This window comes from Prosthecobacter sp. GW821-HT29F12 (genome assembly GCF_058803405.1).
Window position 1 is genome coordinate 2334099 of record NZ_CM179517.1, and the last position, 14358, is coordinate 2348456.

Consider the following 14358-nt stretch of genomic DNA (forward strand, 5'->3'; position numbering starts at 1 on the left):
GTGGCGCTGCTACTGCTTCACAATCTTCAGCACCCGATTGTTGTAGCTGTCCGTGATGTAAAGCTCTCCCGTGTCCGGCTTGATGGTGACGCCATGCGGACGTGCAAGCTGACACTGCCGGGGATCCCCCCCCACTCCCGCACTGCCCTGCTTGCCTGTCCCGGCGATGCGCTCGATCTTCCCTGTGGTCGGAACAAACCGGCGCACCAGATGAGCCTCGGCATCCGCGATAATGACGCTGTCGTCCTTGTCCACGCAGAGATGCTTGGGGCCGTTCATCGTGGCTTCGAGCGCGGCACCTCCATCCCCTTCACCACCCTTTTTGCCGCTGGCATTGACCACGGTGCGGATATGGCCGGTTTTATCGACCACTCGCAGCGCATTGCCACCGCGTTCGAGAATATAGATGTTTCCCTGACGGTCGGGCGCCACAGCACGTGGATCTGAGAGCGGAGCATCCGTGGCCACGGCACCATCTTCAGGCCTGCCGCGTTTGCCATTGCCAGCGATCACCTTGCTCTGGTGCGTGGCAAGATCGAGTTCATGCACCTGCAGCAGATCCGCGATGTAGAGCTTGGTTCCCTCAAAGTTCAGCGTGATGCAATAAGGGCCATTTCCCTTTTCCTTGCCAGCAGGGGCACGCCAGCCTTCAAGATTGGAAACGATGCGCGCCTTCACGTCCACCACGCGCACTCGACCGTTCCAGGTGTCAGCGATCAACACATTGTCATTGGGCAGCACGGCCAGATTGTGCGGCCCATTAAACTGCGCACGAATGGCCTGCCCACCGTCACCGCTGTCGCCGGGTTTCAATTGACCGGCCACATGCTGGATGGTGCCGCCACCATCCACCTGCAGCAGGCGGTTGCCTGACACCATCTCGACGATCCACATGTGCCCGCCGGAGTCAAAAGCGGTGCCAAAGGGCTCCTTCAGCACTGCATCCGTCGCTGCGATGTCCATGGCGTCCTTCGCTCCCCCGCCGGCGACGAGCACGATTTGATCAGCATGTGCGATGAAAGGTAGACTAAGGGCAAAGAGGCAGGTGCGGAGTGAAATCATGGTGATGAAGAGATACTTGCTGAAGCATCGATTTTTTCCAAACGATATTCACATCGCCAATACATCCATTTTCAGAATTTTACGCACTCGGCATGGCGAATGCTTTACAATAAGGATGCTCTCTCCCATCCAAGAGTACGTCGAACAATTGTATTCACGCTACGCGTCCAGCATGGACGGTCATGTGGCAGATTATATCCCCGAACTGTCCAAGGCCGATCCACGCTTGTTTGGCATCTGCATCGCCACACGCGACGGCCATGTCTATGAAGTTGGCGACACCCGCCATGCCTTCACCATCCAGTCCATCTCCAAAGCCCTGGTCTACGGCCTCGCGCTGGAGGACCGCGGTGAAAGCCATGTCCTGTCGCGAATCGGCGTGGAGCCCTCGGGCGAAGCTTTCAATGCCATCAGCCTCAAGGAAGGCACCGGCGCCCCCTTCAACCCCATGATCAATGCCGGGGCCATCGCTACCGCCGGACAGATTTTGAAAAAAGACGGCCAGAGCCGCATCGACCGCGTGGTGAATTACCTCAGCGGCTTTGCTGGAAGGCCCCTGGAGATCAATCAGTCAGTCTATCGCAGTGAAAGCGAAACCGGACACCGCAACCGCGCCATCGGATGGCTGCTGCGCAATTTCGGCATCCTGGATGAAGACCCGGATGAGACCTTGGAAACTTATTTCCAGCAATGCTCGGTGGAGGTCACCTGCCGGGATCTGGCGCTGATGGGAGCCACACTGGCCAATCAAGGCATCCAGCCTCTGACGCGCAAACGCGTCATCCCCTCCGAGTACGTGGACAACGTGCTTGGCGTCATGGCCACCTGCGGCATGTACGACTGGTCCGGCGAATGGATCTACCGCGTGGGCCTGCCCGCCAAAAGCGGCGTCGGCGGCGGCATCCTGGCCGTGCTGCCCGGACAACTCGGTATCGGCATCTTCTCACCGCCTCTGGACAAACAGGGCAACAGCGATCGCGGCATCAAAGTCTGCATGGATCTCTCTCGCGAGCTGGCGCTGCACATGCTCAATCCGACCGCGACGCCTCTCTCAGCCATCCGCCTGGCCTATCATGGCGGCGAGGTGGTCTCACGCCGTCGGCTGACACCGCAGGCGCGCGAGCTCCTGCGTGTGAACGGCTCCATGATTCAGGTCATGGAACTGCAGGGCGGCCTCACCTTCACCACCATTGAGCCGGTCATTCGCCATGCCACTTCACTTGCCGCAGAGTGCAAGCACATCATCTTTGACCTGCGCGCAGTCGTCAACGCCAACTCCGTGAGCCTGATCCTGCTGGCCAATCTCGGCGCACGCCTGGCCCCTCACGGAGTGCGCGTGATCTTCTGCCAGCCCGCCAAGCTCATGACCTCCCTGCGCACCGTCGGCATCGCTGAAACGGATATCTTCCCCACCATGGATGCCGCCTTGGAACACTGCGAGGATTCCTTGCTGCTCGAAGTCTCAGGAGTCTCGTGGCGGCCGCATGCACCGCTGTCGCTCAAATCCTGCTCCCTTTTCCGCCAGTGCACCAATGAGGACATCGCCTTTCTCGAAAAGGAACTCCAGCGGCGTCAGTATGCGGGCGATCAGACCATCATCCGCACGGGAGACATGGCGGCTGAGATGTTCGTTTTGGTCGGCGGCACCGTGGAGGTGCAGATCCATACCGATCATCAAACGCGCAAGCGCATCGACGTCCTCACCGCCGGGATGACCGTGGGTGAGATGGCTTTTCTGGACGGCTCAGCGCGCTCGGCAGACATCGTGGCCTTGGAGCCCGTGGAATGCGTGGTCATCACCAAAGCCTGGTTTGATTCCCTGAACGAGCGCAACCCCTCGCTGAAGATCACGCTGCTGCAGGAAATGACGCAGGAAATCGCCAGCCGCCTGCGTCAGGCAAACCTGTCCATTTCTGCCTTCCACCGCTCGTAGTGGTATTACTTCTGCTTCAGCAGACGCACCCGATGCGTTTCGCTGTCGCCGATATAAACGGTGCCGTCTGCATCGCAGAAGATGCCATGCAGGCGCGCCATTTTGCACTGAAGCGGATTGCCGTCCGGGCCGTCGCCTTTTTCACCGGTGCCGGCCATGAGTTCGAGGTTGCCGGTTTTCGCATCGATCATGCGCACGCTGTGGCTCTCCGTGTCGGCCAGCCAGGCATTGCCTGCCGCGTCAATCGCCACCCCCTTCGGACCGCTCAGCGTCGCCAGTTTGGCAGGACCACCGTTGCCGGTGAAGCCTTTGGCCCCCGTGCCTGCCACGTGATGGATCTTGCCGGCCTTGAGGTCAAACTTGAAGACCTGGTTCCCCTCACGAGTGACGAGCCAGAGATTGCCCGCCTTGTCGAAGTCCAGTGAGCGCGGCCCTTTTAGCGGTGTCCCTGCGATGGGAGCGCCATCCGGTGTCGCACCGGGTTTGCCGGTGCCGGCAAAGGTGCTGATGTCGCCAGTTTTCATGTCGATCTTGCGGATGACGTTGTTTCCGATGTCGCACACATAAAGACTGCCATCGGGGCCAAACTGAATGCTGTGAGGGCTTTTGAACTGCGCCTTCGCCGCCGGGCCACCATCCCCGCTGTAGCCTGCCACGCCCGTGCCTGCAAAAGTGGTGATGATCTTCGTTTTCATGTCGATCTTTCTCACCACATGATTCGTCATATCGACGATGTACAAATCCCCCTTCGCATCAAAGCGGAGCTCATGCGGCAGATTGAAGGTGGCCTGCAAGGCTGGGCCGCCATCGCCGGTGTAACCTTTTTTCCCAGTGCCTGCGATGGTGCTGATCGTGCCGTCTGGAGCCACTCGGCGGATGCGCTGGCCGGTGTATTCGCAGAACCAGATGGCACCATCCGGCCCACGTGTGACGCCGAAGGGATTGTCGATCTGAGCCGCAGTCGCAGGACCGCCATCACCGCTGCCCCCTTGGGTGCCATTCCCGGCAAAGGTGGAGATGGTCCATTCGGCGGCGGTGGCAGATTGAACGAGAAAAGCGAGGGTGAGGAGGAGGCGCATGGTGGGAACTTGGAACGATGAAGGACTGCGTGGTGAATGCCAAGCAGGAAATGAGTACGCAATTCAGCGCACCGTTTTGCTGGCGCAATTCGGCAAGCCTGCCAGAATTCGCGCACCACCCATGAAACTGCTGCTTCTCTGCGCCTGTCTTGCTGTTTTGACCACCACGCATGCAGCAGTACAGATGCCTTCCATCTTCACCAATCACATGGTGCTGCAGCGCGACCTGCCGGTGCCCGTGTGGGGCAAGGCATCCCCGGGAGAAGACGTCACCGTCGAGTTTGCCGGGCAGAAAAAAACAACGCAGGCTGATGCGAGTGGCAAGTGGATGGTGAAACTCGACCCACTTGCCGCCAATGCCGAGCCGCAGGTGCTGAAGGCTGGCAACATGACCATTCAGGATGTGCTCGTCGGAGAAGTGTGGCTGGCATCCGGCCAGTCCAACATGGAGTGGGAGATGCAGATGAAGCCGGACAGCGCCGCAGACATTCCCAAAGCCACGCATCCCAATCTGCGTCTCATCGAAGTGCCGAAGACCGTGGCGCTGACTCCGCAGGATGACGTGAAGACCGCCTGGGCGCGCAGTTCACCGGAAAGCGCCGCCTCATTCTCGGCCATCGGTTATTACTTTGGCCTGCGGCTGCAGGAGGAGCTGAAAGTCCCTGTCGGCATCATTCTCAGCGCCTGGGGCGGCACACGGATCGAACCGTGGACAAGCATTGAGGGCTTTGAAGCCGTGCCTGCCTTGAAGGATTTCACCGCTGACATCCGCTCCAAGCTTCCCGGCAGCGATTCCTACCGTGCGGTGAATGAGAAGTATCTGTCCGCCATCGAAAGCTGGACACAGTCCGCACGTGCGGCCCTTGGCCAGAAGCAGGCCATACCAGCCATGCCCGCACAGCCGGCGGTGCTGCCGCTGAACCAGGTCACGCCGACCTCGCTCTACAATGCCATGATTCATCCGCTGGCACCTTACGCCTTTCGTGGTGCCATCTGGTATCAGGGAGAGTCGAACCACGCGGAAGGCTTCACCTACACGGAGAAGACGAAGGCCCTGCTCGCCTCCTGGCGCAGCGTCTTTCAGCAGCCAAATCTGCCCTTCTACTTTGTGCAGATCGCCCCGTGGCAATATGGCGCGGAGGACGTGGAAATCCTGCCGCAGTTCTGGCAGGCGCAGCGCGAGTGCCTGAATATCCCGAACACCGGCATGGCAACCATCTCGGACATCGGTGAAGTATCCGACATCCACCCTGCGCATAAAAAGGAAGTGGCCCGCCGCTTGTCACTCTGGGCGCTGGCAAAAAACTACGGCCGCAGTGAGATCGAACCCAACGGCCCGCTCTATGCAAGTCACGCCACTGAAGGCAGCGCCATCCGTGTGAAGTTTGACCACGCAGCCAGCGGCCTCGCTTCGCGAGACGGCAAACCGCTCACGCATTTCGAAATCGCCGGCAAGGACGGCCTCTTCCACCCCGCCGAAGCCAAAATCGACGGCAGCAGCGTCCTCATCAGTTCCGCCGCTGCCCCAGAACCCCGCCGTGCCCGCTTTGCCTGGAGCAAGCTCGCCATCGCCAATCTCATGAACAAAGAAGGCCTGCCCGCCACTGCCTTCCACACACACTGGCCGGTGGACCCGGATCTGGGCGACAACCTCGCCCGTGGCTGCACCTGGGAAAGCAGCGACAAAAACACCTACGGCTGGGACACCGGCCTGACCGACGGCTCTTATGCAGAGTTTCCGCCGAACTGCTACGCCACCAGCAACACCGACACGTTTCCCAAGCACGTCACGATTGACCTCAAAAAAGCCCAATCGCTCAATCTCGTGCGCGTCGGCGTTCCCACAGTCGGCTCGACCAAGACCATCGCTGTCTCCGTCAGCACGGATGGCAAGACCTTCCGCGAAGTCGGCAGGCACGTGTTTCCACTCGGCAAGGCAGAACGTGCCGGTCTGAATTTCCCTGACGCGGAGGCGCGCTACATCCGTATCACCTACTTGGATCATCACGAAAAGCTTTCCGGCGAATATCCGAACACGTTTGCCTTCACCACGGAAGTGGAGGCATTTCGGATGAAATAAAGTTGCCCGGTTGCGCCGCAACCGGTCCAGACTGACAGTCAGTTGCGGCGCAACTGGCCACCTTTTCTCCAACCATGAAACTGACTTTCTGCGGTGCCGCCGGCACCACCACCGGATCCAAGCATCTCATCACCGTCAACGGCCAGCGCATCCTGCTAGACTGCGGCCTTTACCAAGGCAGGCGCAGTGAAGCCTTTGAGCGTAATCGCGACTTTCCCTTTGATCCGCAGCAGGTTGACGTGGTCGTGCTTTCCCATGCGCACATCGACCACAGCGGCAATCTGCCTCACCTGTGCAAACGCGGCTTCAGCGGCAACATCTTCGCCACTCCTGCCACGCGTGACCTGTGCAGCATCATGCTGCCGGACGCCGCTCACATTCATGAGAGCGACATCAACTGGCTCAACCGCCACCGCAAGAACGACAACCTGCCGCTGCTGGAAGCCAGCTACACCATGGAGGATGCGGAGAACTGCATGCGCCAGTTTGTGTCCGTGGGCTATCACCGCCCCATGATCATCGCCGACGGCGTGACCATGACCTTCATTGATGCCGGCCACGTCCTCGGTTCCGCTCAGGTCATCCTAGACATCGACGACCGCGAGACCGGCAAAAAGTCCCGCCTGCTGTTCTCCGGTGACATCGGCCGTCCCAACAACGACCTCCTCAGTGATCCTGAACCTTGTGAAAAGGTGGATCACATCATCATGGAGAGCACCTATGGCGGACGACACCACGAGCTGGCCACGGATTCCAACGAGCACATTTGCCGGATCATACGCCGCATCCTGCAGCAAAAGGGCAAGCTCATCATCCCCGCGTTCGCGGTCGAGCGCACGCAGCAACTCCTCTACACGCTGGATCAGCTGCGCCACGAGGGCTGCTTCCCTCTGATCCCCACCTTTGTGGACAGCCCGCTGGCAGTAAAAGCCACCGAGATCTTCCGCCTCCATGTGGATGAACTCAAACCCGCGGTGCATGAAGCGGCCTTCATGCGCAATGATCCTTTCGGCTTTGAGGGGCTGCAGCTCGTGCGGGATGTCAATGAGTCGAAGAACCTCAACAAGCTCAAAGGCGCGGCGATCATCATCTCCGCCTCAGGCATGGCCGAGTCCGGCCGCATCCTCCATCACCTCCGCAACAACGTCGGCAACGATCACAACATCATCCTCTTCGTCGGCTACTGCGCGGAGAACACGCTCGGCTGGAAGCTGCGTGAAGGCCACCAGCACGTGAACATCCTCGGCGACGAGTTTGAAGTCCACGCCGGCATTGAAATCCTCGACTCCTTCTCAGGTCACGCCGACCACGACGAACTGCTCGGCTGGTTCAATCGGGTTCAGGGTCCCAAGAAAAACGTCTTCCTCGTCCACGGCGAACCCGACCGCTCCAGCGCCCTCAAAGCCGCCCTGGATGCAAAGCACGAAGAAAGCAGCGTGAAAATCGCGGTGATGAATCAGGCGGTGGAGCTATAAACGAATATCAGGAGGAATGCGGGCGCTCTTGCCCGCACGACTCATCATAACGTTCGAGCTGCGAGCAGCAGTGCCCGCATCCCTGTCAGCATCAATTCCCGCTCTTGAACAGCCGCTTGAAGAAGTGCCCGACTTCGAGCCCCGTGTCGCCGGTCCATTCCCAGGCGTTGCGAGCGGCACGTCTCACGTTGTCGGCGGCACGTTCACCTTTGGAACCGGGCTCAGGAGAAGAAACAGGCGCGCCGGGCACATTGCTGGCCAGACCGTTGTCCCACTGCTGATGAATGACCGCGCCGGTCTCGGCAGAGATGACGATGAAACCCACTTCATTGCCATCGGTGCCATTGAGCGCGAGCCCCCACTCAGGCGCTCCAGTGGTGGCATTGGCGGCGAGCTGGTAAGCAGCAGTGACGAAGTTCGTCTTGGCCAGCGCCGCGTTTTGCTGCGCGATTTTGAGTGCGTCGGACGAACGGAATCTGATGCGGTTGAACGCGATGACCTGCGGCGGCACGCGCGTGAGCAGCTTGGTGCCGCCACCGGCGGCCTTGGGTGCCCAGCCGCTTTTTTCAGCGGTGAGGATGGCACGCACGAGTTCCCCCTGGCGGAATGGATCACGCGCATAGACGGACCACTGCGTAGGATCAGCGGCACTGGCCGGTGATTGCAGCAACACCACTCCTTCGGAGGTCGCGGCCCCGTATTCCTGATCAATGATCGTGGCGATTTCAGGATTGGCCTGACTCAGTGAAGCACTGGCCAGCAGGAGGCTGAAGAAGAAGGATGTTTTCATGGCAGGAAGCAGGTTGGAGTTCAGCAATCTAAAGGATTCAATCGCGGCTGCGCAGCTTGCTCAGCAGACGCAGAATTTCAAGGTAGAGCCAGACAAGGGTGACCAGCAAACCGAAGGCGGCATACCATTCCATGTGCTTCGGCGCACCGGCGGCACAGCCGTTTTCAATGAAATCGAAGTCCAGCACCAGATTGAGCGCGGCGAGGATGACCACGAATGCCGAAAAGGCGATGCCCACCCAGCCATTGCCAAATAGGCCGGGAATGTGGATGCCGAACATGCCAAGCACCATGGTGGCGAGGTAAAAGATCGCGATGCCACCGGTGGCGGCAAAGATGCCCAGTTTGAAATTCTCGGTCGGCTTGATCATACCAGTCGAGTAGGCGGCGAGCAGGGCAAACAGGATGCCGCAGGTCAGCATGACAGCGGTGAGGACGATGCCACCGAAGGCCTTCTCATAGATGGCGGAGATGAGACCGACAATGACACCGTTAGTCAGCGCATACACCGGCGCGAGTGCCGGTGCCGTCTTGGGCTTGAAGGAAATGATCAGTGCAAGCGCCAGAGGAACGATCCAGCCATAGGTGAGCGCGGAGCCAAACCATGCAGGAGCACTGCCCCCCATGAGGATCTTCCAGCTCCAGCTGGCCGAAGTGACCAGCAGCAGGGTGAGAATGGCGGTTTTGAGCACAGTGCCATTGAGCGTCATCACTCCTTCTGCCGGATTCCCGGAGCGTGATTTCTCAAAGACATGGTCACTAAGCGTAGGATTGGAAGAGCGCATGATTTGTGAGTGTGATTGCAATCACAAGCTACAAGACGCCCCGTGGGTTGGTCAATCGACCTCTTTGATGCTTTTCCTCAGCTTGAGGCACCCACAAAAGGCACCAAAACCGAAGTTCAAGCTGCCTCTGTTCAGCACACCGGATCCGCCACCGCATGGTGATCCATGGCGGCTTTGACGAAGCCGAAGAACAACGGATGCGGATTGTTCGGCTTCGAAAGGAACTCAGGATGGAACTGGCAGCCCACGAAGTAGGGGTGCGAGGGCAGTTCAATGATTTCAGCCAGATCACCCTTCGGTGAAGTGCCGGAGATGAGCATGCCCTTCTGCTCCATCAGTTCCTTGTAGTCGGAATTGAACTCGAAGCGATGGCGATGACGCTCCGTGATGGTGGCGCTTCGATAAAGATCAAAAGCCTTGCTGCCCGGAACCAGATCAGTGACCCAGGAGCCGAGACGCATGGTGCCGCCAAGCTGCTTCACCTTCTTCTGCTCCTCCATCAGGCTGATGACAGGGTGCGGAGTGGTCTTGTCAAATTCGGTGCTGGTCGCGCCCTTCAAGCCGCAGACATTGCGCGCAAACTCAATGACGGCGATCTGCATGCCGAGGCAGATGCCAAAGTACGGAATACCCTTTTCACGAGCATAGCGGGCAGCAGTCACCTTCCCCTCCGTGCCACGGTCACCGAAACCACCGGGAATGAGGATGCCCTGCAAACCCGTGAGATAGAGCTCAGGACCGGCCTTTTCAATGCTCTCGGCATCGACGCGGATGATGTCCACCTTGCAGTCGTGGGAGGCACCGGCGTGCGTGAGAGATTCGTAGATGCTCTTGTAAGCGTCCTGCAGTTCGATGTATTTGCCGACGACCCCGATGCGCACGTGGTGCGTGGGGTGAATGACGCGCTGCACAAAGTTGCGCCAGCGGGTGAGATCCGGCTGCGGAGTGGTCAGATTCAGCAGGCGGCAGACGTTGTCATCCAGCCGCTCTTCATGCAGCTTCAAAGGCACCTCATAGATGGTGTGCTTCACGTCGCGCACCTCGACCACGGACTCGATGGGCACGTTACCGAACAGGGAGATTTTTTCACGCACATCCAGGTCCAGAGGATGCTCCGTACGGCAGAGAATGATGTGCGGGGCGATACCGATCTCGCGCAGCTTCGCGATGCTCTGCTGCGTGGGCTTCGTCTTCAGTTCCTGCGCAGCCTTGATGTAAGGCACCAGCGTCGCGTGAATGTACAGCACATTCCCAGCACCCACCTCATGGCCAAACTGACGGATGGCCTCCAGGAAAGGCAGGCCTTCGATATCACCCACGGTGCCGCCGATTTCGGTGATGATGACGTCTCCGCCCATCTTATCCGCGACCTCGTGCATGCGCGCCTTGATCTCGTTAGTGACGTGCGGGATCACCTGCACCGTGCGCCCCTGATATTTCCCGGCGCGCTCCTTGTCCAGCACGCTCTGGTACACCTGCCCGGAGGTGAGGTTGTTCAGCTTGGAAAGATTCGTGTGGGTGAACCGCTCATAGTGACCCAGGTCCAGATCAGTCTCCGCTCCGTCATCCAGCACATACACCTCGCCATGCTCGTACGGGTTCATCGTTCCGGGGTCGATGTTCAGGTACGGATCGAATTTCTGCATGATGACCCGCAGGCCACGGAGTTCGAGCAGCGTGCCCAGAGAGGAGGCGGCAAGCCCCTTGCCAAGTGAACTAACGACGCCGCCTGTGACAAAAATGTATTTCATGGATTCTCTTCGGTTGGAGGTTGTCGGGGCGCAGTTCAAGAAGATTGTTTTTGAAGATGCTTTTCAATCGCGTCGGCCTGCTCCGGCGTATCCACGCCAGGCGAGAGCTCGTCCGTCAGCACCACGCGAATTCGGGAGCCGTTTTCCAGCGCACGCAGCTGCTCCAGAGACTCGGTCTGCTCCAGCCGCGAAGGCGGCCACGCCACAAACTGAAAGAGGAAGCTGCGCTGAAAGCCATAGATGCCCAGATGGCGGTAGCTGCGCGGCCAGGCCTCCGGATTACGCAGGTACGGCAGCGGCGAGCGCGAAAAATACAGCGCGTCTCCCTGCGTGTCGAAAATGACCTTGACCACGTTCGGATCGCTGATCTGCGCGGCATCCTGGATCGGCGCGGCAGCAGTGATCATCTTCACACCTGGGTCGTCGCGCAGTGTGCGGGCCAGTTCGTCAATCAGCGCCGGTGAGATCAGCGGCTCGTCCCCCTGCACATTGATGATAACCCGGTGGTCCGGGTACGAATTCGCCGCCTCGGCGATGCGATCCGTGCCGCTCGGATGCTCCGGAGCAGTCAGGACAAATTTCGCCCCAAATCCAGCCGCGGCCTCCGCAATCCGGGCGTCATCCGTGGCGATGATCACGTCGTCGATCTGCCGACACTCCTGGCAGCGTTCCCAGACGTGCTGCACCAGCGGTTTGCCGGCGATGAGGTGGAGCGGTTTGCCTGGGAAGCGGGTGGAACCCCAGCGGGCAGGAATGGCTACGAGAGTGCGTGAAGAGTCGGTGGTTGCCAAGGTGGTGGTGACGAGCAGGTTCCCCTGAGATGACGCGGAAGAGCGGTCGATGCAAGGGAGATTTGAGCGCTCATGCGGCAGCCCTCGGTCAATGCCCTACCCCCTCCCAGCAGACAGCCTCACCCTGACGCAAAAAACCCGCAGATCACCTCGATCTGCGGGTTTTGGAAAGGGTGCCTTTCACCGCGAATTCCCCGAAACTCAGGGAATTGCGGACGCTGGGCTTACTTGACGTGAGCCGAGACGAGCTTCGTCATCTCAAACATGGTCACCTGGCTCTTGCCACCAAAGACAGCCTTCAGCGCCTCGTCAGCATTGATGTTGGTCTTCTTGGCCTGGTCCTGCAGACCGTTCTTCTTGATGTATTCCCACAGCTTCTTGGTCATTTCGCCGCGGGAGAGCGGTTCGGAGCCGATCACTTTCGCAAGAATCTCATCCGGTTGGACGGGTTTGCTAAGGGCTGGGTTCAGTTTGCGGGCGGGTTTCGGATTGGTTGAGTCAGACATGGGGGTAAATGCTGGCCGAATTTTGCCCCATGGTCAACCTCCGTGATGAATCGGATTGATCCGAGGCGATAATTATAATCTTTTACGTAATATTGAGAAACAGTAGGCCATCCGCGTAGCCAGCCCACACTCAAGCCTACGCCTACGTCTCGGCTTTTGCCCCCATATCCCGCCCAGACTCCAGCATCCGTACGCTCTTTTCCACCAGCGGCAGCCACAGGCTCACCCGGGTGCCCAGCCCTTCACGGCTCTCAATGTCGATCTCCCCGCCATGCTCCCGGATGATTCGGCGCACAATCAGCAGCCCCAGGCCCGTGCCCGTGGTCCGGGTCGTGGAAAAGGGCTGGAAGAGCTTGCCCATCTGCTCCGCATTGATCCCCTTCCCCGTGTCCTCAAAGCTCAGGCGCACCTCGAAGTCCGTGAAGGTGCCGTTGATCGTCAGCGTCCCGCCATTGGGCATGGCCTGGCAGGCATTGCGGATGAGATTATACACCGCCTGCTTCATCTGCCCCGCATCCAGCGGCATGGCCGGCAAATCAGACCGCAGGTCCAGCTTCAGCTTCACCTTGCAGGCCTCGATCTCCGGCTGGAGGAAACGCACACATTCATCCAGCAGTTCGCGCAACTGCACACGCTGCAGCTGCGGCTTCGTAGGCCGGATCGCCGCCAGGAACTGCCCAATGATAAAGTCCAGCCTCTTGATCTCTCCCGTGGCCACATCCAGGTGCTCCCGCAGGCTGGCCCCCTTCGCCCCCATTTTCTTCAGGCGGCGCTCCATCAGCTGCAGATGGATCGTCAAAGAATTGAGAGGATTCCCCAGCTCATGCGCCACCCCGGCAGCCAGCAGCGTGAAGGCATTCAGCCGCTCGCTTTCCAGTTGCTCCTCCGTGCGCTTGCGCGTCTCGGTCACATCACGGATCAGCATCACAAAACCCAGCGCCGAATCATCATCAATGCTGGTGATGTAGAAGTTCAGGTACCGGTTCTCCGGGTAAAACACCTCCAGATCCCGGCTCACCACTGTCCCGGGCTTCAGCAGTTCATTCCAGTCCAGCCCCCGCACCCCCTGCGCCAGCCGCTGGCCGATCACCTGGTCCTGCTCCAGTCCAAAAAAAGTGCAGGCCGCCCGGTTCACATAACTGACCTTCCCCTCCGTATCCAGCAGGATCACCCCCTCCTGCAGCGCCTCGAACACCTTCTCCTGAAATTTCTTCTCGCGCACCAGCTCCATCACAATGCCCTGAACCTCGCCCGGTTCCAGGCGGTCCATGCGTTTGATAAGCTTGTCAATGAAGGCAGATCTCATAGGCTGACGATTATGAACGACCTCCTGATCGTCTTTTGCACCTTCCCCGACATCGGGAAAGCCCGCGAGACTGGCACGGCACTGGTGGAATCGCAACTCGCCGCCTGCGTGAATCTCATCCCCGCCATCGAATCCATCTACCGCTGGCAGGGCAAAGTGGAAACCTCCGCCGAAGTCCTCGCCATCTTCAAAACCACCCCCACCGCCTGGCCCCTCTTCGAATCCCGCCTCCACGAACTCCACCCCTACGACGTTCCAGAAATCGTGGCGTTGAAACCAGATCAGGTGACGGAGGCCTATGCCCGCTGGGTGGGGTCCAGCCTTGTGTAAAATATCACACCTGAATTGTTAGTCGGCCGTATTCTGTCGCCTTGGTTACGCGAAAACTCTGACGAAGCCCCTGTTTCATATACTCGCAGATTGGCTGTTCACCGGATTCGATAGCCCGGTGCAGATCGTAATGGGATCCGCTTCGCAGCGGTTCATACACGACTGTGCTTGCCCCAGCTACCAGCATGAGGGTCTGTAAAACTCCCGCGCCACCACCTCGATAGTAAAAGGTGTTCTCATTGACAGGAAGTTCTAGAGAACCAGCAAAGCCTTGCAGCCGTCTCTTGAATTCGTCTGGATCGCAAAGATGTTTGTTTTGGAAGACTCTGACGACAGCAGCTCTTGCTGATTCGGTCTCGATGTCTTCATAATGATTGACCATGATGGCTTCCCACTCAGCAGGAAGAAGTTCGTCTTCTGCTGCTTTGCGAATGTAACAAGCCATTTCTGATCGTGTCATGGCTCCAGCAG

General features: G+C 59.1%; 13 protein-coding genes. 4 read left to right on the forward strand and 9 right to left on the reverse strand.

Going from position 1 to position 14358, the window contains the following annotated elements; genetic code table 11:
- Positions 1-9 precede the first annotated feature (9 nt).
- Positions 10-1062: an NHL domain-containing protein gene (locus tag AC3RLQ_RS09550; protein WP_493036534.1), complete on the reverse strand. Its 1053-nt coding sequence runs from the start codon at positions 1060-1062 to the stop codon at positions 10-12.
- Between the two features lie 115 nt (positions 1063-1177).
- On the opposite strand from AC3RLQ_RS09550, the gene glsA reads away from it, so the two are divergent.
- Entirely contained in the window at positions 1178-2995 is a 1818-nt protein-coding gene (gene glsA, locus AC3RLQ_RS09555) for a glutaminase A (RefSeq protein WP_493036536.1), read from the forward strand.
- 5 nt (positions 2996-3000) lie between these two features.
- Here the strand turns inward: glsA and AC3RLQ_RS09560 are convergent, their stop codons facing one another.
- A complete protein-coding gene (locus AC3RLQ_RS09560; RefSeq protein WP_493036538.1) occupies positions 3001-4074 on the reverse strand; it encodes an NHL repeat-containing protein in 1074 nt (357 codons plus the stop codon).
- A gap of 121 nt (positions 4075-4195) precedes the next feature.
- Here AC3RLQ_RS09560 and AC3RLQ_RS09565 point away from each other — a divergent pair, with 121 nt between their 5' ends.
- Positions 4196-6154, forward strand: a complete 1959-nt coding sequence (locus AC3RLQ_RS09565) for a sialate O-acetylesterase (RefSeq protein ID WP_493036540.1) — start codon at positions 4196-4198, stop codon at positions 6152-6154.
- A gap of 74 nt (positions 6155-6228) precedes the next feature.
- Positions 6229-7629 carry an MBL fold metallo-hydrolase RNA specificity domain-containing protein gene (locus AC3RLQ_RS09570; protein WP_493036542.1) on the forward strand — a complete coding sequence of 467 codons (1401 nt, stop codon included), beginning with the start codon at positions 6229-6231 and terminating at the stop codon, positions 7627-7629.
- Between the two features lie 91 nt (positions 7630-7720).
- Here AC3RLQ_RS09570 and AC3RLQ_RS09575 read toward each other — a convergent pair whose 3' ends face one another.
- The 6 genes from AC3RLQ_RS09575 to AC3RLQ_RS09600 all read right to left on the reverse strand — a co-directional run bounded on the left by AC3RLQ_RS09575 (position 7721) and on the right by AC3RLQ_RS09600 (position 13557).
- Entirely contained in the window at positions 7721-8419 is a 699-nt protein-coding gene (locus tag AC3RLQ_RS09575) for a hypothetical protein (protein ID WP_493036544.1), read from the reverse strand.
- A 37-nt stretch (positions 8420-8456) separates the two neighbouring features.
- On the reverse strand, positions 8457-9203 hold the full coding sequence (locus AC3RLQ_RS09580; protein ID WP_493036546.1) for a Bax inhibitor-1/YccA family protein: 747 nt from the start codon (positions 9201-9203) through the stop codon (positions 8457-8459).
- Between the two features lie 131 nt (positions 9204-9334).
- Positions 9335-10954 (reverse strand): CTP synthase, encoded by a 1620-nt coding sequence (gene pyrG, locus AC3RLQ_RS09585; RefSeq protein WP_493036548.1) that lies wholly within the window; start codon positions 10952-10954, stop codon positions 9335-9337.
- Between the two features lie 35 nt (positions 10955-10989).
- Positions 10990-11745, reverse strand: a complete 756-nt coding sequence (gene kdsB / locus AC3RLQ_RS09590; RefSeq protein WP_422314949.1) for a 3-deoxy-manno-octulosonate cytidylyltransferase — start codon at positions 11743-11745, stop codon at positions 10990-10992.
- A 224-nt stretch (positions 11746-11969) separates the two neighbouring features.
- Positions 11970-12251 (reverse strand): SWIB/MDM2 domain-containing protein, encoded by a 282-nt coding sequence (locus AC3RLQ_RS09595; RefSeq protein ID WP_422314952.1) that lies wholly within the window; start codon positions 12249-12251, stop codon positions 11970-11972.
- A 142-nt stretch (positions 12252-12393) separates the two neighbouring features.
- Positions 12394-13557 (reverse strand): two-component system sensor histidine kinase NtrB, encoded by a 1164-nt coding sequence (locus AC3RLQ_RS09600; RefSeq protein ID WP_493036551.1) that lies wholly within the window; start codon positions 13555-13557, stop codon positions 12394-12396.
- Positions 13558-13569: 12 nt separating this feature from the next.
- On the opposite strand from AC3RLQ_RS09600, the gene cutA reads away from it, so the two are divergent.
- Positions 13570-13887, forward strand: a complete 318-nt coding sequence (cutA, locus tag AC3RLQ_RS09605) for a divalent-cation tolerance protein CutA (RefSeq protein ID WP_493036553.1) — start codon at positions 13570-13572, stop codon at positions 13885-13887.
- Positions 13888-13891: 4 nt separating this feature from the next.
- Here the strand turns inward: cutA and AC3RLQ_RS09610 are convergent, their stop codons facing one another.
- Positions 13892-14347: a hypothetical protein gene (locus AC3RLQ_RS09610; protein WP_493036555.1), complete on the reverse strand. Its 456-nt coding sequence runs from the start codon at positions 14345-14347 to the stop codon at positions 13892-13894.
- Positions 14348-14358: the final 11 nt, after the last annotated feature.